The sequence below is a fragment of the Bradyrhizobium sp. USDA 3262 genome, from assembly GCF_054060035.1.
This window is the reverse complement of sequence record NZ_JBSSCT010000001.1, coordinates 2,784,787-2,805,493: the sequence shown is the minus strand read 5'-3', so window position 1 is coordinate 2,805,493 and position 20,707 is coordinate 2,784,787. Positions and strand designations below refer to the sequence as shown.

The following is a 20,707-nucleotide window of genomic DNA, read 5'->3' as shown; positions in this document are numbered from 1 at the left end:
CCGGACCTCGCCAACGCGCCCGTTCGTGCATTCGACGTTGGCCGCCGCCATCGGCTGACTATGGTGCGGCACTCGCTAAGGGCATCGCATGAACGAAAGCTTGGCATTGCAATTGCTACGCCCGCTTCGGCGGTCGTCCAAGAATTGTACACAGGATCGTCATTCCTCCAGACCAAACGGTCCTGTCAGTCTGGGTCCCCCCATTTCAACCAGCCCAGACGGTGCCCTCGGCGTAACCGCCGAGGGCATTTCCTTCTCAAAGACATCGTATCCAGCGGCGGCAATGGCCTGCTGGCTCGATTTGGTGCGCTAGCGCCAAAGCACCTCCTAGGTGCCGCGAAGGTCGCGGTCGCACGAGGTTCGGCTGTTCGCCTCTCAACGCCAAAGCATTGACGCGCGTCCGCGCCCAGCACTCGCTGGTACGATGGCATTATTCGGCGACAACGCCCCGGAGACGTGTTGAGCAACAGCCAAGTGACGCCTGCTAATCGGGATGGATCGTTATATCCATGGTTTCGTCGCTGTCCTCGAACGGCTCGGAAAACCGATCATCCTCAAGTAGCTTGATGCCACACAGGCAGACGTCACCTTCGATGACGGCGAGTGCGATCGGCTCAAGTGTTTGTCCAGTGCAGGGACCATCGATGCACAGCCCGGTGTCGATCTCAAATTTCGCACCGTGCCGTGCGCATCTGAGAAAGGAGCGATCGGAGGAGAAGAACTCGCCGGAGCCGATGTTGAGCCATAAGCTGTCATGCGGACAACGATTGACGTAGCCTAGATAGTCATCGTCAAAAGTGCGAACCACAACAATTGGAAACGGCCGGCTCTCGCCGCTGTCGTCTACCTGCGACAAGCTAAAGGCCTTGGCGCCACACCGCTCGATGGCATCGACCGGACAGACGGCGAACACCTCGATCTGATCACACATCGGGCCGATCATCCCTTTGCTTATCCAGGCCTCGCAGTTTCCTGCTTGAAAGCTTCGACTGCAGCCCGGGCCAGCCGAAAAACGCCGCGGCCACGAGCGAGCGGCCGATAGGTCGAGCCGGCACGGGTATTGAGGACATCAAACCATTGGTTCGGCGTGAGCTTCGCCGGGCGCTCGCTGATTTGGATCACTCTCCCGTTTGGAGCGAAGCGGACGTGAATGATGACCTGTTGAGAAGTCATGGCAACCCCTATTTGGCCGACTTTAAAGACCCGAGCCGAAACTGACGATCTCTGTTGCGACGTGCTCCGTTTCCGGCAGCTTGCGTGGCCTCCAGCCGCGGCTTGGAGACCGCGCCTCGCTACTTTCGAGCAGGTCTTCTTCGTGCCCACGGCCCCCCTCGGTCGCCCCGCTCATCTCGCGCGACGTTGCAAGTGGGATCATCGCATTCAATCGTGGTCCTTCGATGTGGTGGATGACGCGCATCTCAGTAGATCGCTGCCCCTGCGCCCACGTTGATCGAGGCATCCTTTACGGCTTCGACAATGAACTCGATCCTGTCGTTCGTGAGATGGGTGTGAAACGGCAGCGCCAGGGCGCGATCGGCGATCTTTTCGGCAACAAGGAAATCGCCACGTCGATAGCCGAGTTCGAAGTAGTGGCGTTGCAAGTGCAGCGGATGGCTATAAGCGACGGCTTCAATTTGGGCGACTCGCAGATCATCGACGATGGCATCGCGACCGGATCGCGTGAAGCGTGTTCCAAGATGGACGAGATAGAGCAACCAATTCACCTCGGTCACATGGGGACCAACGTAAGGCGGCTTGATGCCCTCAAATGATTGCATATGCGCGTTGTAGAGCTGCTCCACCAGCCGACGACGCTCCAGGATTTCATCGAGACGCTTGAGCTGCGCCAGACCCAAGGCTGCCGTGAGATCGCTCATGCCGGCTTGGTATGGTGCTGCGGCACCGACGATCACGGAGGAGCGTTCGTCCAGGCGGTGGGCGCGATAGCGACGCAAGCCAACCGCGATGTCGATATCGTCCGTTACCACCATTGCGCCTTCGCCACAACTTAGGGCCAAGGGCTGGGCAAAGTCGAAGACCGCCAGGTCGCCAAACCGGCCGACGAGTTCGCCCTTGTAGCGCGATCCGATTGCTTCGGTGGAATCCTCTAGAAGCGCCAGATGGTGGCGCTGCGCGATCGCCCGCAATTCCGACCACGGCGCGGGATGGCCGTTGGGATTGCCGGCGACAATCGCCCGCGTGTGGGCCGTGATGCGCTCTTCGGCTTTATCTGGGACCAATGTTCCCGACCAATAGTCGATGTCGGCAAATACCGCCCGCGCGCCTGCAAGACCGATCGCATGGACGGTCTCGCGGAGTGAATAGGGCGAAGCGATGACTTCCTGCCCTGGCCCGATGCCGACCGCCTTGAGCGCAAGCACGAGCCCAATGGTGCCGCTCGAGACCGCAACGGCATATTTGCGGCCAAGATAGGCTGCAAAAGCGTGCTCGAACGCCTCAGTGACCGACCCATTGGAGATCTGCGGCGAGCACAGAATCGTTTCCACGGCGGAGAGCTCGGCGAAGGTGATATCGGGATCGGACAATGGAATGAAGGACGTATTTGCCTCCATCCTGTCCGCACCATCAAGCCGATGCGCTGCCAGTTCAATCCCGCTCACCGCGCAACATTCCTTCTTGCCAACACGATGCCGGTCGCCCGCTTCGGATCGGCCGTAATCTGCACGCAGTGATCCGACCCGTCGAGCAAATGCAGATCGAAACGAGGGAACCGCCGGAACGGCTGATCCGTCACATCCGACGCATCGCAGCGAACGCATGCAAGCTGCGGAAAGCGGCGCCGCAGCTCGACAAGGGGGCCCATGTCCGCGCCGTCGACAGCAAGCAGCCCTTCGATTTCAATCAATTCCTCCGCAGTAAGCGCCATCGTGGCTCCTCTAGGACTCCCTAAGGTGGTCGTCGTCATTGCCAGAACAGGCGCTCCGGATCCGCGTTCAACTCATCGATTGCTGAAGTCAAGTGGTGGTAAAGGCTGTAAAATTCCCAGATCCCTTGCGCGTGGTTCTTGCAAAACAGCTTCCAGATCCCACTGACGGTGTCGTAAAGAATCAGCGCGACATCAATGAGACCACCATCCTGGTCGATATTGCGCGAGCAACAGGGACTCTCGATCAGATAACCACCCCTCACTGGCGTCACGTTCGGCGAGACATACAGATAGCGCTTGCGCGAGCTCAAGCCGCGCTCGATCCGCATGCGATCGAGCTCGTTTGGGTGAGGAACCAACCCGGTTTTTACCTTCCTCATCAGCGCGGCAGTCATCGCGAAAGCCCCCCTTCAGAGCACCGTGATTTCTTCTTCAAAACAGCCAATGAGCCGTTGCACACCAAAATCGACAGTATAGATCGGCACGTCGGCTTCGGTATGGATAGCGACTCTGACGATCTCGCCGGTTGCTCCGGCGCCGAGCACGATCCCGTCGGGTTCCGTATTGGGAAAAGAGCCATCGTTGATGAGGTCGACCGCCGCTTTAACGCGTTGGCCCCGCCGATATTTCGGAAAGCGGTCCTCAGTCATGACACAGCCTCTTCCGGCAATGGCAAATCATCGATCTCCTCGCACGCGTCCACCGACTCAAGCTCCTTGCGCTTCATGCCAACGCGGTAGCCACGTTCGAGAAACTCGACGCCGTAGATGTAGAATTGCTGCAGGAACGTTCCGATCGAAACGACGTAACCCACCTCTCCCTTCTTGACCAACACCTCGCCAATCTCTTTGCCGCGAAAGGTGCCATCATTACGGATGGTGCGATTGGCCCGTACCTTTTCGCTAAAGCTGAAGACAGGCGGCCCGCTGAGCTCGACGACGTCGCTATCGCGAACGATTTTATTCATGCAGCGCTCCTCATGGACACGCAGGGCCGCCGCCATACCAGCGCAAGCGAGGCCTGCATCGATTTGTCCTCATTCTCGAAGACATCCCGCGATTCACCAGCGGCAATGCCGCACGCCATTTCAAGGCGGAGATACCGGTCAGGACCGTGCTGCGGTGCAGTTCGCACCCTCGGCAACAGTCCCTGCATATTCTCGAATCGCACGGAGGCGTTCGGGTCGTTCGCCATGGCTAACGGCCACTCATCGCGGACAACCCATGCCAGAGAGTGGCGGCACTCGACCTCCGCATGACTCATCAATCGGTAGAACAGCTGCAGCGATGCGGCGCGCAACGGCGCGATCAACTTCATTGTGCTGGCCGGCCAGCATCGGCGCCATTCCTCGCACATCAAGCGAAGATCCGGGCCAGACGGCGAGGCTGCGATGGGGCTCGCTTCGCAGGAGCAGGCGCATGGGCTCATTCCTGGGCACGGTTCGCATCATCAAGCGGCGGCAATCCGTTCACTGGGCTCACCTTTAGGCTGGCGCCTGGTATCGCGCCAAGGATGTGTCAACAACGCAGGTATTGTCGACTGGACAGGCGGCGACGCATTGCGGCTCGTCGAAATAGCCAATGCATTCGGTACATTTTGCCGGTTCAATGACGAAGCTCCCCGCCTTCTCAGAGATTGCAACGTTCGGGCACAAGGGTTCGCAGGCTGAGCAGCTCGTACACTGCGAAGCAATGATCTTGAATGGCACATCCCCCCCTACGCCGCAGAGATCACGGCTTTCTGCCGAATCGACGCGTCGCCGCGCTTCACGTGCTGGATCTCACCGCTTTTCACCCGGTCGAGATAAGATCGGAACCAGGAGATCGCCGACTTCTCAAACAACTCATGCGCGTATTGATCAACCGGCTCGATTCCGGCCTTGATCAGGTTGCTTTTCGGGCTGCCGCCGATTTTGGCCACGAACACCGCGTGGCAGTCATTGATGCCGCGAATGATAGTCGAAAGCCTATCCTTCTCCCCATCACCGCCTTGGCAGTAGACGTCTACGCGGCGGTGGCCGACGAATTTAGTGCCGGATGTGGAAAGTTCGTAGACTTGGAATTCCCTCGCATGTCCAAAGTGCTCGTTGATCAGGCCGGAGCCTTTGGTTGCGACTGCCACCAGAAGCGAGATCTCGCTCGCCGCTCCGGCCAATTCCCCGAGCTCTTCTTTGCTGGCCGCGGCCTTGGCAGCACGCTCATCCTCTACCCGGTCTTGGTAAGCCTTGCGCATCTCGAGATCGTATTTGACGTCCATCTTCATGACTCGGTCGGTCGTAAACTCTGCGCTGCGATCTTCTCCGAGTAGACCCACAGCATCGGCACGGCACTGACGGCAGTGACGCATCATGTTCATCTCCCCTTCGCAAGCATTTTGCAGCGCCTTCAATTCCTGCGCTGTCGGCCCGCGTTGACCGTTGAGGCCAAACACCGTGCCGTACTCGGGTGCGGAGATCAGCGGCATGATATTGTGGAGGAAGGCGCCGCGCGACTTCACCGCCTTGTTCACTTCGACCAAGTGACCGTCGTTGATATGCGGGATCATCACAGAGTTGACCTTACACAGGATCCCCCGTTCGCTAAGCATCTCCAAGCCTAGCAGCTGGCGATCGGCAAGTACCCTTGCCGCGTCGAGGCCGGTGTAGCGCCTGTGGTTGAAGAAGATCCAAGGATAGATCTTGGCGCCGATTTCGGGGTCGATCATGTTGATGGTGATCGTGACATGGTCAACCTTGGACTTGGCGATGACGTCAACATAATCTGGCAGGCTCAGCCCATTGGTTGATAGACACAGCTTGATGTCCGGAGCCGCTTTGGCGACGAGTTCGAACGTCTTGAACGTCTTTTCTGGATTGGCCAGCGGATCGCCGGGACCGGCGATGCCAAGCACGGTCATCTGGGGAATAGTGGCCGCGACCGCAAGCGCTTTCTTTACCGCCTGCTCCGGCGTGAGCTTCTCGCTCACCACGCCCGGACGTGATTCGTTGGCGCAGTCGTATTTGCGGTTGCAGTAGTTGCACTGGATGTTGCAGGCTGGCGCTACTGCGACGTGCATGCGCGCGTAATGATGATGCGCCTCTTCGCTGTAGCAGGGATGGCTCTTCACTTTTTCCCAGATCTCGGTCGGCAGATCGCCTTGCCCTGCCCGCGAGCCGCAACTCGCCTGCCCGGAGTTGGACGAGGTGCGGCAGCCCTTATGCTCGGCGGCCTGCACCATCTTGCTGGCACCTACCGCAGCTTTGGCACATTTTCCGCGCCCGACGACCGCGTTCATTTTCCATGTCTCCCTGCAGGCAATCTTCGGCTTCTCAGGACCAGCCCCGAGAGCCTCAGCAAGAGCAGTAGCAACTCATATGCCATGGTAGAGTCGATGCGATTGTAGCCATACGCCAAACAGTTAGCTGGAACAGCAACGCAACCGAATGCAAGAACAGCAACCATGCGCGTGTTTGAAAGCCAACAAGCACGTCGTATTCCTGCCGCCGAGCTCCACGGCGGGTGCATTCATTCAAACGCCAAGCATGCGCGATCCCGGCTCCTTCCCCGTTGGCCCTGATGCGATGCGGCATCTCACAATAGTCCGATGAGAGCTGGCGATCCGACTTCGCAACGCACTAATGGGTGAGCAGTATCTCGACTGCGCGAGGCAATCCAATCGCAAGCGGCGTCAGGCCCTGCTCGCGCAGAAAGCGGAGCTCATTGCGTGAGAGCGCATCCAGATCAACGATCGCATAGTGGGTTTTGGCCGAACGCTTGATGATTTGCCGGGCATAGCTACGCAACAGCTGGTCGTTGAACCGACAGCCGATGAAGAGAAAGCTCTGTCCGATCCGCCTTTCCTTGATGATGTCCGGAATCGGTGTCTGGATGTCGATTTCGGTCAGCGCCTCGACATAGTCAGCGTCGGAGATCAGGAAGTTCTTTGCCGGCTGCACACCGCCATGCGGCTTGTACAGCACCGTCGCCCAGCCATCCGCCACGACACCGTCGACCTCTTGGCCAACCTGGTCATAAAAGCGATACCAACGATTCTCGCCAATGCTGGCGCGGGTGATACCCTGCACTTCGCCCCATCCATCGCGCTTATCCAACGCCCCGCGCATCGCGCCATCATACCATACGTCGACTATGATGGGCAGCGACAGAGACGCAAGATGATCGTGCAAGGCGGTCGGCTCGACCGGCCGAGCAAAGGCCTGCGCCATCAATGCCGTCACGGTGGAGCGATGTTTGTTGATTTCGATGTGCTGCGCCGCGGCCCATGCATTGCTCTTGGCCCGTCGCGGCAACGCGACCTTGCTGGCGAAGAAAGCAGATAACGCCTCAGGCGTCGTCGGCACATCGGGTCTGGACAGTTCGGCAAGGCCAGGACCGATATAGGGAACAATGCTCGCGGCCCTCAGCCCGGCAGCAACGTCCGCGAGAATGGCCTTAGCATCGGTTGCGTTGACAAAATCGATTTGCACGGGCGCATTCACGGATCGTCACCGTTTTCACCTCGTTTCTTGGCGTTGATCGTCACCGGCAAGCGCGTATCGCTAGCCATCTGCGGTAAATCGAGCACCCAGCCATTGGCTATTTTGATCCAGCCGCCCCATAGCGTCTCGTGCTCGGATTCCACGATCGACTCTTCGAGATCCTTTTTCGGCACGTAGATCGACAGGCCCGAGTCCGGAGCGCGGCGAATCATGATCTTCACGAGCTCAACTCCCTCGACTGCCGCGCATAGCTGGGCAGACTGGCCGATCCCCGCAAATTGGCGCGCAGGCGAGCCACGATGTCGGATAGTACGCACACGACCTCATCGACCTCCGCAACAGAGGTTTCACGCGACAGAGAAAAGCGCACCGCGCCGCGCATACTCCGCTCCGGCACCCGCATGGCGCGCAGAACATGCGATGGCTCCATTGAGCCGGACTTGCAGGCTGCTCCCAGCGACACTGCAATGCCCGCACGATTGAGATGATGGACGATTGCTTCGCTTTCAAGATCATCGAACGCGATATTGGCCGTGTTGGTTAGCCGATTGCTAGCATCGCCGAGCACCGCGCACTCGCCGCTGTGCAAAATCCCCTGCTCCAGGCGGTCGCGCAACGCACCAATGCGAACACGCTCCGGCTCGAGCCGCTCCACCGCCAGCTCCGCAGCTTTTCCAAGACCAACGATGCCGGGGATATTCTCAGTACCGCCGCGGCGCCGACGTTCCTGCGATCCACCCCAGATCAGCGGCCGGAATTTTGTCCCTTTGCGCAGATAGAGCGCGCCAATCCCTTTTGGGCCATGCAGCTTGTGCGCCGAAAGCGACAGCATGTCGATCGCACTGTCCTTCAGGTCGACGCGTTCCTTACCGACGGCCTGGACCGCATCGGTGTGAAACAGCGCGCCTGCCTCACGGGTCAACCCGGCCAGAAACTCCACGGGAAAAATCGTACCGGTCTCGTTATTGGCCCACATGGTCGAGACGATCGCCGTGCGGGGCCCGAGCGCGCAGCGAAACGCCTCGATGTCGAGCCGGCCGCGGGAATCTACCGGTATGATATGTGTCTTGACGCCTTTCGGCGCCAATTGCTCGACCAGCGAAAGGATGGCGGAGTGCTCAACCGAGGTGGTAACGATCTCGTCACGGCCTTCCTGGCTCGCAAGCGCCGAGAGGATGGCAGCATTATTTGCCTCGGTCCCACCTGAGGTAAAAATGATCTCATGATCGTCGGCATTCCCCAACAGATCCTGCAAGCTACGGCGCGCCTGCTTCAGCGCGGTTGCGGCCTCGCCGCCAAAGGCGTGGCTGGATGAGGCATTGCCGAATCGCTCGGTGAAGTAAGGCAACATGGCTTGCACGACGGACGGATCAGTCCGCGTCGTCGCGTTGTTATCGAGATAAATCGGCACCTGATCCCCCACTCAATCTCACGCCTTGGCTGCTGCAGCAACCGGGATGAAACGGACGAATTCGCCGAGTCTCTCGACAAGCCGCGCCTGCATGCCTTCCAACGATCCGCTCAAAAGCTCGCAAAACGCGCTGCCACCAACGCTGACCACGTTCCTGCTGCCACCGATCCGGATCACTCGACTGCCGTCACCCCGTTGCAGAATGGGTCGGATCTCCTCGAGTACGGCGCGAATGCGCGGTTTTCGGCCGTTCACGGCGGCCTGCAATTGCCTGAGTTGCTCTGATTCGGCCAGCATGCTTGATGTCTCTTTCATATCAGCTGAACGATTTTCCGCAGGAGCAGCTCGAGGTGGCGTTCGGGTTGTGAAAGGTGAAGCCTGAGCTCTCCAGCGCCATCACGAAGTCGATGGTTGTTCCGACCAGATGTTGATGGCTCTTGTCGTCGACAAACACCTTCAGGTCACCGCACTCAATCACTTTGTCGTCGGGCTTCGGTTCCTCAACCAGACCCATCGTGTATTTGAACCCGTTGCAGCCGCCTGCCTCGACCATAATGCGCAGGCCGCCAGCTGGCTGTGTCGATGATGAAATCGCACTCTTGACCGCATTCACCGCGCTATCCGTCAGGTTGATCATGGCTTATCCTTCATCTGCTTAGGACTGCGTGCTCTTGGCAAGTCATGTGCCAGCGTGCAGACATTTGATGATGCTTGCCTTTTCGGCCCACGCCTGTTGACTTTGGTACTCGTGTCGAATTTCGGACAAGGCTGCTTCAGGCTGTCGGTGCCCATTTCACGCCTTTTCCTTCCCGGCTATGCCGCAGACCGCTGCACATGGGCGGCAAGCAATTTGCATTGCATCTCGCACCGACGCCGAAGCGTTGGTGAAACGCTTAGATCGAGGAACGTTCTAATGACTGCAATCGAGAACACCGCACTCGGCAGACTTGAGAAGGAGGGTCGCCTGCTCAATGCCGTATTCAAAGGCGGGACCATTAAGCCTGGGCGGTTCGGCTTTCGCGGTGACGTCGCACTGAAATTCCAAACCCAGGTCGCGGACGAGAAGCGGCCGCCGGACTATTCGATCGAACAAGTTTTGACCATCGCCCATGATGGAGAGCGAACCATTCCGGTGCTAGCCGGCTATCTGCATTCCTTCGCCTATCTTGCCGACGTTGCAGGCGTGCTGGACGGCGCGTTAAGCCCCGACGGCAGCTACTTCATGTTCTGCAACAACATAGATCTGCTGGCGAAATACCGAGTCAGGCTTGGCGATGCCACTTTCCACGTCCTTCCGTGCGACGAGTCCACAGTTTGGAAGGAGATGATGGACCTGGTCGGAATCAACAAGGACGACATCAAGAAGCTCGATTCAGGTGGCAAGCTGGATTACCTGCTCGATGCGGCAAAGAATCTGGATCTGTCCTGTGATGAGATCTCGTACGAAGATGGGCTGAAGAGGATGGAACCCGTGAAGAATCGAAACGAAAATCGGCCGGTCTGAGCGCTGGCTTCATTCATCAAAAGGCGTATCGTCTTCGACAAGACGCACGCCGACGACACAGATATCACCATCCAGAACTGTCAAGGCGATCGGCGTGAGCGCTCTGCCCTTGCACGGACCTTCGACGCACCGGCCAGTGCCAAGTTCGAAGGTCGATCCGTGTTTACCGCACATCAGCCGGACGCCGTATGGATCGAGGAACTCGTTCCGCTCCCAGTCCAAATTAACGCCGTTGTGCGGGCATCTATTGAGATAACCGAGCACCGTCTTGCCCCAGCGCACCACAACGATAGACCACGGCCGCTGATTGCCGTCGTGATCGACGATCATAAGACGGAATCCCATGGCCCGGCGGCTTGGAATGTCGCTAAGACCGCAAATCGCGTAAATGGCGTCTGACTGCGTTCATTGCTCGTCGATTACGACGACACGCTTCATATCACCTGTATCAACAATGCGACAACCGTAGGAGCGCGCCAGATTGGCTCCGCATTGTAGCACTCGAGACGTACAAGCTCGCCTGTACAACAACTCACTCGCGTTGGTGCATGATGAGACGAATCCCGCGCAAGCATTGATCTTCTAGCCTTTCGAAGGTTCCGCTTTCGTCCACAGTCAGGCGAGTCGCATCGCACTGCGGAATGGTGCGGCTGTCTACGGCATGTGACGAAGCACACCGTCTCTTTGTATTCTCGATCTTCGCATGTGCATAGATGTGCTCGCGTTTGCGGGCCCGCGCAGCTTGACTGATGAGAATGATGCATTTCAACCAAGACCGTCGAAAATGCAGGGACTGCTGAATGCTCCGCAGACGCCGCATTGACCGCCAGCTAACAACGCCGCACGCGTCGTTGCTGCAGTCGATCTAATAGCTGGCAGCGAGGCACGCCTTAAAGTCGGCGTGCCCGCTGTTGGCGGTAACCGCGGTCACCGCCAAAATCATCCTTGGGCGCACACCGGGAGCGTGCGCCTCATCAGGCCATAGCCTTCGCTGGCGCGCGCAATCCACGAAACGCCAGCCATTTCCTGCCGGCTCCCGCGACTTACAGCTGCTCTACTCTGTGTGCAGCCCCGCAAGGGCGCGCTCCAAGTAGTAGTATTCTGTCGAATCATCTTCGTCAGAAGAGTCAAACTGGCGAGGCGCTTGGGTCGCGCTATCACCATCCCCTGCCTTGGCGAGGTACTTTGTAGGCTTGCCTACTCGCTGCCACTCATCGTTCTCATTCTTGGTCCACACTTCCGGATGCTGGTGAGGATCAAGCACCCAGTGGTTTCGCCCCACGTGAACAAAACCCATTTCCGCCAGGCGGGGTTCCATCCCGCCTAAGGCTGGTTTTGACAAGATCAGCGGCTCAGCGCCGTTGCGCGCATCAATTCTCAGTTGATGTTCCAGCAGAATATCGCCCGCATTCTCGACCAGGGGATGTGTCACCCGAAGGTCTACCACAGACGTCAGATCGTTGCGGCCAAACTGGTTCCGGAAGGCGTCTCCTTTGATCCGAACCGGACCTCCCACTCTTAAGAGGCCGACCGTTTCGTCACCCAATTTATAGCTGAAAAATTTCGCTGGCCTGGACAGATCATCGTAGGTGTGGAGATAGCTTCCAGCGACCGTTGCTGCGCGCTCAGCTTTCTTGGATACGAAATCCGAGTACTCTTCCCGGCTACTTGCGATGCTCTGGATATCAGAACCCAGAAATCTCCACAGTCCGTCATTGAAGGAAGAGCGATCGATCTCGGAAATGGGCGGATTGGATTCCAGAGAGTATCGCGCCGGCGACGCCCCACTTGAACCGACGCCTGCAACCATTTCCGTAAAATGCGAGCTGTCCCCCGCCTCTCCCGCTTCATCAGCTTGGCTGGCGCCTGTGGACGGGCTCGATGAGCCAACGATTCTGCCATACATCAGATCGCTCTCCTATCGGCAAATTTCCACGCTGTTGAGCTCGTGCCGCGCAAGCTCTGCCGACTAGAATACACAGCCTAGCTTACCGCAAGCTGACCCAGATAGCGCAAAGCCTCTGTCCGCCTCGCACGCTACGACCAGGCGCTCCGCGCGCATTCGCCGCACGCGCAACTCATCGAATTGCATTCGGTGAGTGCACATTACGTCATATGACGATGGTCCATCCCTCAAGGACTGGCCACTCATCGCCACACGCGCGATCGCCTTTCATTAGAGCACTTGCAGGCTGGGGGTTTGATCAGATACTTGAACAAATGCACACGTCTATCGAGGACCGGCCCGCCCTTACGCTCTCGTTTTCCAGTTCTGTGCGTTTTAGTCGTGTGCTGCCGATATCGACCATTTCGTGACGCGCTGTTGCGCTGTCCCCGCCGTTCGGTGCAGCGGCATCGTCGGGCCGCGGCAGGTCGTCTAGACCATCGAGACTATCAGCGCAGGCCGGCCTGATCTTCACGCCCGTGTTGCACGCGACCAGCAATGGCTCTCGCCCGCTACATGCCGCACGCCTGCCGTAGGGACAGACCCGGCCTTCGGCTTACGCAGCTTCGGTTGCGGCTGATCCGTGGGTCTGACAACTGGCCGGGCAAACTCTGGCGCAGGCTCCGCAGCCGATGCAGGCGCCCTGATCATTCAAAACCATGATCTTCTTTTCAATTTCGTCGTCATCGTCATCGTCATTGTCGAGGTCGACAAGTTCGCCACTTTCGTTGATCCCCCTCAACGTCATGACATCTCGACCGCACACCTTGAAACACCGGCCACAGCCGATGCACTTGTTGGCATCTATCGAGATCAAGTAGTCCGGCGTCCAGTCGCGGCCATCACGCGTTGCAAATGACATGAATCGGCCTCCTCTAGTTAACTTCCAGCGCCTTCAAATCATGGCTCTTGCGTTCGAGTTCGGCATAGGCATCATGCGCCTTCTGCGCCACCACCATGATCGATGTCCAGTTGATGGGAAGTTCTTCCGAGAGGTCGTGCAGATCCATTTTGGCCTGGAGCGCTTTGGCCGAAAGTTTCTTTAGCTCCGCCTTCAGTAGTTCACGATCGCTCATGAATGCCCTCAATAGTTTGCCACGTCCGGAAATTTCCGAATCAAGTCGATTCCGCCCCTGACATATTTGTCACCCTCCTGCGCGAGCTTTGCGAGGTTATCGAAGCCGAAGCGATGCATATCGCGCAGCTGCCTGTTCACGGCGATCAGCCGCCCCCCGATCAGCACCATGCGGCCAAAACCTTCATGATGCATCTTCAGCATCGGCTGGATCATCACGCCGGTAGCCCTCTCGATCGAGAGTGCGACTGCATTGAAGAACAGCTCCAGCCGCCACAGCGTGTCGGGATCAGGATCGCCGACAATCGGCAGTGCCCGTCGCTTCTCCTTGTCCAAGATATAGGGTTCAAGCAGCTCGAAATCGCTCTTGGCCTCCCAGGCTTCGTAGGTATCCTGAGCGCGCCATATCTTGACCAGTTCCTTGAGGAACGGGGAATCGAGGGCGTCGCCCTGCTGCGCCATTTCTGTGGCCTCGGTCATCTCACCTCATTCGTCGAACTCGAATGTGCGCCGTTGGTCCTTCGCCAAGGCCTTGCGTAGCCACGGCGGCGGCGTGCCGTTCAATACGCGCTCGAGCTTTTCGAGCAGCGCTAGGATGTTTTCTGGCTTGTTCACCTTGATAGGATGGATGTTGTTGGCCACGACCCGCGCAGCACCGGCACCGCCGATGGCGGCAACGTACAGGATCGCGCAATCTTTGATCGCCTCGATCTTCGGCGCCAGCTTGTCGTCGTTGCCGTCTTCCTTGAGATCTCCTTCGAACTCAACCGCTTTGAGAAACACGTGCCCGTTTGGCGCGACATCGTAGATAGCGATATTCTTTGCCCACCCAAAATGGGCATCGACGCGTCTTAGGTCTTGCGTGGCGAATGCGACCTTCATGCAGTCGACCTCTCAGCTGCGCTGCGGTGGCCCGACGTTAGCGGCAGTGCCGCCAAAGGCCTCCATCTATCGGGCGTCGGCTGATGATTCTCCTCGCGGTCCGCGATCACAAGATTGGCGATATCAAAGATCAGAGCGCGCGTACCACGATAACCGACGGATAGCTGGTGCCCTGCACCAAGCCGATCGAACATCGGAAAACCGGCTCGATAGAACGGGATTTTCAGCCGAGCCGCCGCTTGCCTGCCATGCGAATGCGTGATCAGCAGGTCGCAATGCTTTGTTCTGGCTAGCTCTTCCAGATCCTCAAGATCGCCGATCAGCACCTCCTTGGTCTTGATCCGCTCGATCACCGCCGACTGCGTGGTCGTCACCGCCGCGCTCACCTGCGCGCCCATCTCGTGCAGCATACTGGACAGGTCGAACAGCAGGTCTGGCTCGGCCGCGATTGCAAGTTTGCGACCACCAATATGGAAGTGCGCGTCCAGCATTGCGTCAGTGAGCTGGCCGCGCTGGCGCCGATATTTCGATGGCACGGGGCGGCCGCTGATCTCGCTCAGAAAAGTCACGAATTCGTCGTTCGGACCGAGACCGCATAACCGTTCGAACAGGCGAAATGGCACGCCGGTCCTGGCCTGCATGACCTCTGCTGCTCGCCGCATCTGCCCGCCTATCGCGATAGTCCACCCTGCGCGGCCCATGCTCGCGATTTCGTCCACGCCGATGCCGCCGATGGTCGTTGGGGTAAAGTCATCAGGGATATGCCCGTCGAGCGACCCCGCCAGATCAGGCAGGAAGGACGGCCGCAACCCAAAATCCTCCAGGATGGCACGAAGTTCATCAAGATCACCCGGCGTGAGGTGGCATCCTGGAAGAACATTCACCCTCGATGGATCGCGCAGGCCATTGACGTTTGGCCCTTCCACCAGCAACTCCACAATGCTCGCCACGGCCTTCTCCCAGCCGTCCTGGAACGCCCCCTTGAAATCAGGCGTCGAGACATAAACCAGCGGTAATTTCGCAAGCTGCGGATGCTTGTCCCGGATCAGCTTGAGGTAGGCATCGACATCGTCTCCATTGGTCTCGGTGACACCGGTCGAGCAGATTCCGATGATCTTTGGCTTGGTACGATTGTAGATATTGAGTATCGCCTGCTCGAGATTCTCATAGCCGCCGAGCACGGTCGCGACCTCGCTCATCGCAGTGGTCTGCAGCGGTACAGCCTCCTTGAAATGCCGCACAAAGAGGGTGAGCCCGAAGGAGGTGCAACCTTGTGAGCCGTGCAAAAGCGGCATCGCCCCGCTTAGCCCCATGAACGCAAATGCGCCGCCGATCGGCTGGCTCATCTTCAACGGGTTAACCGCGCATGCTTTTGTCGGCAACGTCGCGATGGCCATGACACCTTCCTATTCGGCGGCCTGCAGCCCGGCGGGCGGCGCGGACGCCAGGACGTCCTCGATGCGTCGCTTGCAGCAGCCACCGACGGCATTGGTGTGATTTCTGACTGCCTCGACGCTCCTCAGGCCATGCGCGTAGATCGCATCTTCGATCGTGCCGAGATCGACCGTGTTACAGGAGCAGATCTTTCTCGCTCGCCGCGCCGCTTCGGCGAGCGCCGGATCGCGCGCGATCGCCGCCACCGGCGATTGCATCTGCAACATCGCGTTGGCCAAAGCCTCCCATGGCGCCGGTCGACGTAGCTGGTCCCACATCGGGTTAGAGAGCGACTTAGCGATCTCCTCCACCAGCTTGACCATTCCGACATAACCCATATAGGCGTGGCAACGCTCCTGGTTGACATCGAGCCAAGGCATCGCCGCCTTCAATGCAACGAACTGCGATTTGCCGCCCGAGAGCATGATGTCCGCCTTGGCGTCCTTCAGCATTCTGTACATTTCGCGCGGCGTCATATCCTCGATCATGTGGGCATCTTGCCCCATGAGCAGCTTGATGCGTTCCTTGTCCTCCCTCGTCGACTTCTTCACACTGGTTCCGACCATTTCAAGGCCGGCTTCCTGTAGCGCCGCAACGACCGACCATGACTTGACGCCGCCGGTAATCAATAAAGCCTTCTTGCCTTTGAATCGTGGCTTGTACGGCTCGATCGCAGCCCACGCTCTCGCCTCCTCGCGTGCGATCACCGCTTCGGTGCGCCCGAGCAGCTCTTGCGGCGCGCCACGTTCAACCAATAAGCGGGCAATCTGGCGCAGCGAATAGCTCGAATCCTGAATACCGTAGAATGACCCTTCGAAGAACGGGATCCCGTAGCGTTCCTCCATCTTGCGTGCGACGTTGACCATGGCCTTCGAGCACACCAGCATCGCTGCCCGTGCGCGATGGGATGAAGCGACTTCGCGATATTTGCCATCGCCCGAGATGCAAGACAGAATCCGGATGCCAAGCTCTTCGAACAACGGCTTTACCTGCCAGAGCTCTCCCGAGAGATTAAATTCTCCGATCAGGTTTACATCGTACGGCGTGGCGTAGTCCGGCTCCTGCGTTCCGATTACATAGTCGAGCAAGGCCTCGCCGGCGAGCTTGTTACCGAGGTTCTTGGAACCAACGAACCCCGGGGAATTGATCGGAATCACCGGCTTGCCGAACCTTTGAGACGCCGCCTTGCAGACCGCGTTGATATCGTCGCCGATCATGGCCGGGATGCAGGTCTGATAGACGAAGATTGCGGGCGGGTCGCGCTTGTCGATGATCTCTTTGATCGCTTTGCAGAGCCGCTTCTCGCCCCCAAATACGATATCGGTTTCGCTCATATCGGTTGTGAATGCCGTGCGCCACAGACTAGAGCCGGAGGACGCCGCGCCGCGATTGTCCCAAGAATTGCCTTCGCATGCGATCGGACCATGCACGAGGTGAGCGACGTCGGTAAAGGGCTGCAGCGCAATCTTGGCGCCGTCGAAGGCACACCCGCCCGCAGCGCCGCCCGGCTGCAGTTGCTTGGTGCAACCCTTCTTGCGCTCAGCCTCCGACTTATTGCCATTCTTGGCGCAGCCCGGCTCGCTGAAGATATCCTGGACCGTGGCCGCTAGCGAACTCATCAGCTTTTTCCTCTCTGCGAAAGCAACTCTCTGCCGACCATCTTGCACGCGCGCCATCGGCGAGTGTTCCGGCGATGGCACGCGCACTCTCCGCCATCAACGAATGATGTCGAAGCTATAGTCAGTCTTGCCAAGAACATTGGTCTTCTTGTCGATTTCGTCGAAGATCTTGTCGAGGATCTTCACCAGTACATTCAGGCCGCCCTGATAGCCCCACACGGGGGAGCGGTGATGGTGATGCCGATCAAAAATTGGAAACCCGATGCGGATTAGTGGCGTTCCCGTGTCCCGTTCCAGGTACTTGCCGTGTGTATTGCCAATCAGAAAGTCAACCGGCTCCGTGAACAAGAGCGAGCGCATGTGCCAGAGGTCCCGCCCCGGATAGGCTTGGCAGGCCTGACCAAATGGCGAGCTTGCAAACAGCGCCTGCATTTTTTCCTGCCACGCCTTGTTGCCATTGGTGGACAGCACATGGGTCGGTTCGGCGCCGAGTTCGAGCAGAAAGGCAGCCAACCCATAGCAGAGATCAGGATCGCCATAGATCGCGAACTTCTTGCCATGGATATGCGCGCTGGAGTCCGCGATGGCATCAACCAAGCGGCCACGCTCTCGCGCGAGCTCCTCCGGAATCTCCTTGCCGCTGATGCGTGATAACGCCACGAGAAAATCATCTGTTGCGGACACACCGACCGGGTAATTGAAAGACACGACGTCCTGGCCATGCTCGGACACGAACGGCAGCGTTTTTTCCGTACACCATTGCTGCATGGAGATTGTCGCCTTGGCGTGAATCGCGTTCGCCGCGTCTTCCAGCGTGGTGCCGCCGTCATACATCCGGAACTCGCCGTCGGTCGGGGTATCGAAGACTTCAGAGTTATCGGCGAGAATCGTATGTTCGATGCCCATCAATGCCAAGATTCGCTTGATCTCGCGAAGATTTCCAACGGTATTGCCATCAAAGCCGCCGATGATGTTGATTGCCTCATTTGGCTTGCGCTCCAGCTTCGGCGCCGTTCCGGCCTTGCCGTCCCAAAAATGCTCGAGAATGCCCTTGAGTGCGTTGTCGTAGCCCGTGACGTGGCTGCCGACGAACGCCGGCGTATGTGCGAACGGCACGTCGAACTCTGCCGGAACCGAGCCTTTTTCCTTCGACGTCTTGATGAAGGCGTTGAGGTCATCGCCGATTACCTCAGCCATGCAGGTCGTCGAGACCGCAATCATCTTGGGTTTGTACATGTTATAGCTGTTGGCGAGGCCGTCGATCATATTGTTCAGCCCCCCGAACACAGCGGCGTCTTCCGTCATCGACGAAGACACGCAGGAGCTCGGCTCCTTAAAGTGCCGCGACAGATGGCTGCGGTAATAGGCCACGCAGCCTTGCGAGCCATGGACGAAGGGCAGCGAGCCCTCAAAACCGACTGAGACGAAAACGGCGCCAAGCGGCTGGCAGGCTTTGGCCGGATTTACCGCAAGCGCCTCCCGCGCGAAATTCTTTTCGCGATATTCGGGGGTTTTCGTCCATTCCTTGATACGTTCGACCTCGGCAGGATCGCGGGGATTTTCGAACAACTTCTTGTCGGCCAGCATTTGTTGGTATTCTGGACCGCGGAACAGTTCGAGATGATCGAGCACATGTTCTGCACTCTGCGCCATGTTAGGATCCTTCACTATCGAAATTGATATCGCCCAACTCTCCGCAGAGAGCGGGATCGGTTGCTCTATTGTGAAACCAAGTGCTTGTTACTCTGCAGCCAAGAGCTTGGCTTTCGAGGCTTCCTTCCAAGGTGCCTTCATCTTCTTCCAGATCGGCGAGTTGACAGCCATGTCCATGTCGCGCGCAAAGATCGCAAAGCCGTCATAGCCGTGATATGGGCCCGAATAGTCCCAGGAATGCATCTGCCGGAACGGCACACCCATCTTTTGGAAAACGTACTTTTCCTTGATGCCCGAGCCGACCAGATCAGGCTGGAGCTTTTCCACGAAGCGCTCGAACTCATAGCCGTTGACATCGTCGTAGATGAGCGTGCTGTCCTTTACATAATGCTGTGCGGTGCGCTGATAGTCGTCGTTATGACCGAACTCGTATCCGGTTCCCACGACTTCCATGCCGAGGTCCTCGTAGGCGCCAATCACATGACGCGGACGAAGCCCGCCGACGTACAGCATCACCGTCTTGCCCTGCAGGCGCGGGCGATATTTTGCGATCACGGCGTTCACCAGCGGCTGGTACTTTTCGATCACCCGCTCGGCACCCTCCTTGATCTTGTCGTCGAAATAGCCGGCAATCTTGCGCAGCGATTCTGCGATCTTTGAAGGTCCGAAGAAGTTGTACTCGCACCAGGGGATACCGAACTTCTCCTCCATATGACGCGAGATGTAGTTCATCGAACGGTAGCAATGCAGAATGTTGAGCTTCGCCTTCGGCGTTGCTTCGAGCTCGGCGAGTGAACCGTCGCCGGACCACTGTGCAATCACCCGCAGGCCCATTTCCTCCAGCAGAATTCGCGATGACCAGGCGTCGCCGCCGATATTGTAGTCACCAATGATCGCAACATCGTAGGGCGTCGGCTCGAACTTTGGTTTGCCGTCGGGGTCGAGCTTGTCGAAAATCCAATCGCGCACCGCGTCGTTGGCGATGTGGTGGCCAAGCGACTGCGACACGCCGCGAAAGCCCTCACAGCGGACAGGCACGATGGTCTTGCCACCATATTCCTTGGATTTCGACCTTGACACGGCCTCGATGTCGTCCCCGATCAATCCGATCGGGCATTCCGATTGGATGGTGATGCCGTGGTTGAGCGGGAAAAGCTCCTGGATTTCGTCAAGGACTTTGACCAGCTTCTTGTCGCCACCGAATACGATGTCCTTCTCCTGGAAATCGGAGGTGAATTGCAGGGTTACAAAACTATCGATGCCCGTTGTGCCAACGTAATAGTTACGACGCGAGCCCCACGAATACTGGCCGCAGCCAACCGGGCCGTGGCTGATATGGACCATGTCCTTGATCGGCCCCCAGACCACCCCCTTGGATCCTGCATAGGCGCAGCCTCTGATTGTCATCACACCAGGTATGGATTTTATGTTGGACTTGACTCCGCAATCGGACTTCCCGGACTGGTGAACGTTGAGATGCTTGGCACGCCGCTTCGCGGTCTTCTCTGGATAGACCTTCAGCACCTCGTCGATCAGCTGTTTGTTACGAGCCCTGATTTCTGCAATGCTCTGGGTCGTGGCGAGACTCATGCTGATGTCCTTCAAGGGTTAGCGGTTGGAAGTGCTTCTTGCTGACCAAGACTTTTGCAACGAGCATGCCAGTCCGTCGGGAGCGCAAAAACCAGAACAAATAGACACAGTTAGCGCGGCCCGTCCGATGAGGCTGGTTGTTGTTGCGAACGCGACATCGCGCTTTGCGCGGAGACTTCTTCGTTGACCCTGTTCGAAATGGAACAAGTGCCGGCTATGCGCCAAGTTGC

General features: G+C 58.2%; 25 protein-coding genes. 1 reads left to right on the top strand and 24 read right to left on the bottom strand.

Going from position 1 to position 20,707, the window contains the following annotated elements; all coding sequences use genetic code 11:
* Positions 1–484 precede the first annotated feature (484 nt).
* The 14 genes from ACVWYP_RS13115 to ACVWYP_RS13050 form a co-directional block, all read right to left on the bottom strand.
* Positions 485–943, bottom strand: coding sequence for a Rieske (2Fe-2S) protein (locus ACVWYP_RS13115; RefSeq protein ID WP_016848177.1), 459 nt, complete (start codon positions 941–943; stop codon positions 485–487).
* Positions 944–1,418: 475 nt separating this feature from the next.
* The gene (locus ACVWYP_RS13110) at positions 1,419–2,573 is read right to left on the bottom strand and encodes a DegT/DnrJ/EryC1/StrS family aminotransferase (RefSeq protein ID WP_016848175.1); all 1,155 of its coding nucleotides are present in this window, start codon (positions 2,571–2,573) and stop codon (positions 1,419–1,421) included.
* 44 nt (positions 2,574–2,617) lie between these two features.
* Positions 2,618–2,887 (bottom strand): hypothetical protein, encoded by a 270-nt coding sequence (locus ACVWYP_RS13105; protein ID WP_016848174.1) that lies wholly within the window; start codon positions 2,885–2,887, stop codon positions 2,618–2,620.
* A gap of 35 nt (positions 2,888–2,922) precedes the next feature.
* A complete protein-coding gene (locus ACVWYP_RS13100; RefSeq protein WP_016848173.1) occupies positions 2,923–3,282 on the bottom strand; it encodes a DUF3024 domain-containing protein in 360 nt (119 codons plus the stop codon).
* Between the two features lie 15 nt (positions 3,283–3,297).
* Positions 3,298–3,537, bottom strand: a complete 240-nt coding sequence (locus ACVWYP_RS13095) for a nitrogen fixation protein NifZ (RefSeq protein ID WP_016848172.1) — start codon at positions 3,535–3,537, stop codon at positions 3,298–3,300.
* On the bottom strand, positions 3,534–3,854 hold the full coding sequence (locus ACVWYP_RS13090; RefSeq protein ID WP_016848171.1) for a nitrogen fixation protein NifZ: 321 nt from the start codon (positions 3,852–3,854) through the stop codon (positions 3,534–3,536). The genes ACVWYP_RS13095 and ACVWYP_RS13090 overlap by 4 nt, the downstream gene beginning before the upstream one ends.
* Positions 3,851–4,204, bottom strand: a complete 354-nt coding sequence (locus tag ACVWYP_RS13085) for a hypothetical protein (protein ID WP_028343130.1) — start codon at positions 4,202–4,204, stop codon at positions 3,851–3,853. Before ACVWYP_RS13085 ends, ACVWYP_RS13090 begins: the two co-directional genes overlap by 4 nt.
* A gap of 166 nt (positions 4,205–4,370) precedes the next feature.
* Positions 4,371–4,595: a 4Fe-4S binding protein gene (locus tag ACVWYP_RS13080; protein WP_075968411.1), complete on the bottom strand. Its 225-nt coding sequence runs from the start codon at positions 4,593–4,595 to the stop codon at positions 4,371–4,373.
* An 8-nt stretch (positions 4,596–4,603) separates the two neighbouring features.
* On the bottom strand, positions 4,604–6,160 hold the full coding sequence (nifB, locus tag ACVWYP_RS13075; RefSeq protein ID WP_016848169.1) for a nitrogenase cofactor biosynthesis protein NifB: 1,557 nt from the start codon (positions 6,158–6,160) through the stop codon (positions 4,604–4,606).
* 340 nt (positions 6,161–6,500) lie between these two features.
* Positions 6,501–7,364 (bottom strand): SIR2 family NAD-dependent protein deacylase, encoded by an 864-nt coding sequence (locus ACVWYP_RS13070; RefSeq protein ID WP_038386972.1) that lies wholly within the window; start codon positions 7,362–7,364, stop codon positions 6,501–6,503.
* Positions 7,361–7,585, bottom strand: coding sequence for a putative nitrogen fixation protein NifT (gene nifT / locus ACVWYP_RS13065; protein ID WP_016848167.1), 225 nt, complete (start codon positions 7,583–7,585; stop codon positions 7,361–7,363). Before nifT ends, ACVWYP_RS13070 begins: the two co-directional genes overlap by 4 nt.
* Positions 7,582–8,775, bottom strand: a complete 1,194-nt coding sequence (gene nifS / locus ACVWYP_RS13060) for a cysteine desulfurase NifS (RefSeq protein ID WP_028343128.1) — start codon at positions 8,773–8,775, stop codon at positions 7,582–7,584. Before nifS ends, nifT begins: the two co-directional genes overlap by 4 nt.
* Before the next feature lie 18 nt (positions 8,776–8,793).
* The gene (locus tag ACVWYP_RS13055; RefSeq protein WP_016848165.1) at positions 8,794–9,072 is read right to left on the bottom strand and encodes a hypothetical protein; all 279 of its coding nucleotides are present in this window, start codon (positions 9,070–9,072) and stop codon (positions 8,794–8,796) included.
* 19 nt (positions 9,073–9,091) lie between these two features.
* On the bottom strand, positions 9,092–9,412 hold the full coding sequence (locus tag ACVWYP_RS13050; protein ID WP_028343127.1) for a HesB/IscA family protein: 321 nt from the start codon (positions 9,410–9,412) through the stop codon (positions 9,092–9,094).
* Between the two features lie 276 nt (positions 9,413–9,688).
* Here ACVWYP_RS13050 and ACVWYP_RS13045 point away from each other — a divergent pair, with 276 nt between their 5' ends.
* On the top strand, positions 9,689–10,279 hold the full coding sequence (locus ACVWYP_RS13045) for a hypothetical protein (RefSeq protein ID WP_016848163.1): 591 nt from the start codon (positions 9,689–9,691) through the stop codon (positions 10,277–10,279).
* A 9-nt stretch (positions 10,280–10,288) separates the two neighbouring features.
* Here the strand turns inward: ACVWYP_RS13045 and ACVWYP_RS13040 are convergent, their stop codons facing one another.
* From ACVWYP_RS13040 to nifD, 10 genes are all read right to left on the bottom strand, one after another.
* Complete coding sequence (locus ACVWYP_RS13040; RefSeq protein WP_028343126.1) at positions 10,289–10,669, bottom strand: Rieske (2Fe-2S) protein; 381 nt, start codon at positions 10,667–10,669, stop codon at positions 10,289–10,291.
* A gap of 664 nt (positions 10,670–11,333) precedes the next feature.
* A complete protein-coding gene (locus ACVWYP_RS13035; RefSeq protein ID WP_016848161.1) occupies positions 11,334–12,185 on the bottom strand; it encodes a hypothetical protein in 852 nt (283 codons plus the stop codon).
* Between the two features lie 595 nt (positions 12,186–12,780).
* Positions 12,781–13,086, bottom strand: coding sequence for a ferredoxin III, nif-specific (fdxB, locus tag ACVWYP_RS13030; RefSeq protein WP_016848160.1), 306 nt, complete (start codon positions 13,084–13,086; stop codon positions 12,781–12,783).
* A 13-nt stretch (positions 13,087–13,099) separates the two neighbouring features.
* A complete protein-coding gene (locus ACVWYP_RS13025; RefSeq protein ID WP_016848159.1) occupies positions 13,100–13,300 on the bottom strand; it encodes a CCE_0567 family metalloprotein in 201 nt (66 codons plus the stop codon).
* A gap of 8 nt (positions 13,301–13,308) precedes the next feature.
* Complete coding sequence (locus ACVWYP_RS13020) at positions 13,309–13,779, bottom strand: NifX-associated nitrogen fixation protein (RefSeq protein ID WP_016848158.1); 471 nt, start codon at positions 13,777–13,779, stop codon at positions 13,309–13,311.
* A gap of 6 nt (positions 13,780–13,785) precedes the next feature.
* A complete protein-coding gene (nifX, locus tag ACVWYP_RS13015) occupies positions 13,786–14,181 on the bottom strand; it encodes a nitrogen fixation protein NifX (RefSeq protein WP_016848157.1) in 396 nt (131 codons plus the stop codon).
* On the bottom strand, positions 14,178–15,578 hold the full coding sequence (nifN, locus tag ACVWYP_RS13010; protein WP_026192299.1) for a nitrogenase iron-molybdenum cofactor biosynthesis protein NifN: 1,401 nt from the start codon (positions 15,576–15,578) through the stop codon (positions 14,178–14,180). The genes nifX and nifN overlap by 4 nt, the downstream gene beginning before the upstream one ends.
* A 9-nt stretch (positions 15,579–15,587) precedes the next feature.
* Positions 15,588–17,234: a nitrogenase iron-molybdenum cofactor biosynthesis protein NifE gene (nifE, locus tag ACVWYP_RS13005; protein ID WP_028343125.1), complete on the bottom strand. Its 1,647-nt coding sequence runs from the start codon at positions 17,232–17,234 to the stop codon at positions 15,588–15,590.
* Between the two features lie 96 nt (positions 17,235–17,330).
* Positions 17,331–18,887 carry a nitrogenase molybdenum-iron protein subunit beta gene (gene nifK / locus ACVWYP_RS13000; RefSeq protein WP_253592555.1) on the bottom strand — a complete coding sequence of 519 codons (1,557 nt, stop codon included), beginning with the start codon at positions 18,885–18,887 and terminating at the stop codon, positions 17,331–17,333.
* A gap of 87 nt (positions 18,888–18,974) precedes the next feature.
* Positions 18,975–20,477 carry a nitrogenase molybdenum-iron protein alpha chain gene (gene nifD, locus ACVWYP_RS12995; protein WP_026192298.1) on the bottom strand — a complete coding sequence of 501 codons (1,503 nt, stop codon included), beginning with the start codon at positions 20,475–20,477 and terminating at the stop codon, positions 18,975–18,977.
* Between the last annotated feature and the right edge of the window lie 230 nt (positions 20,478–20,707).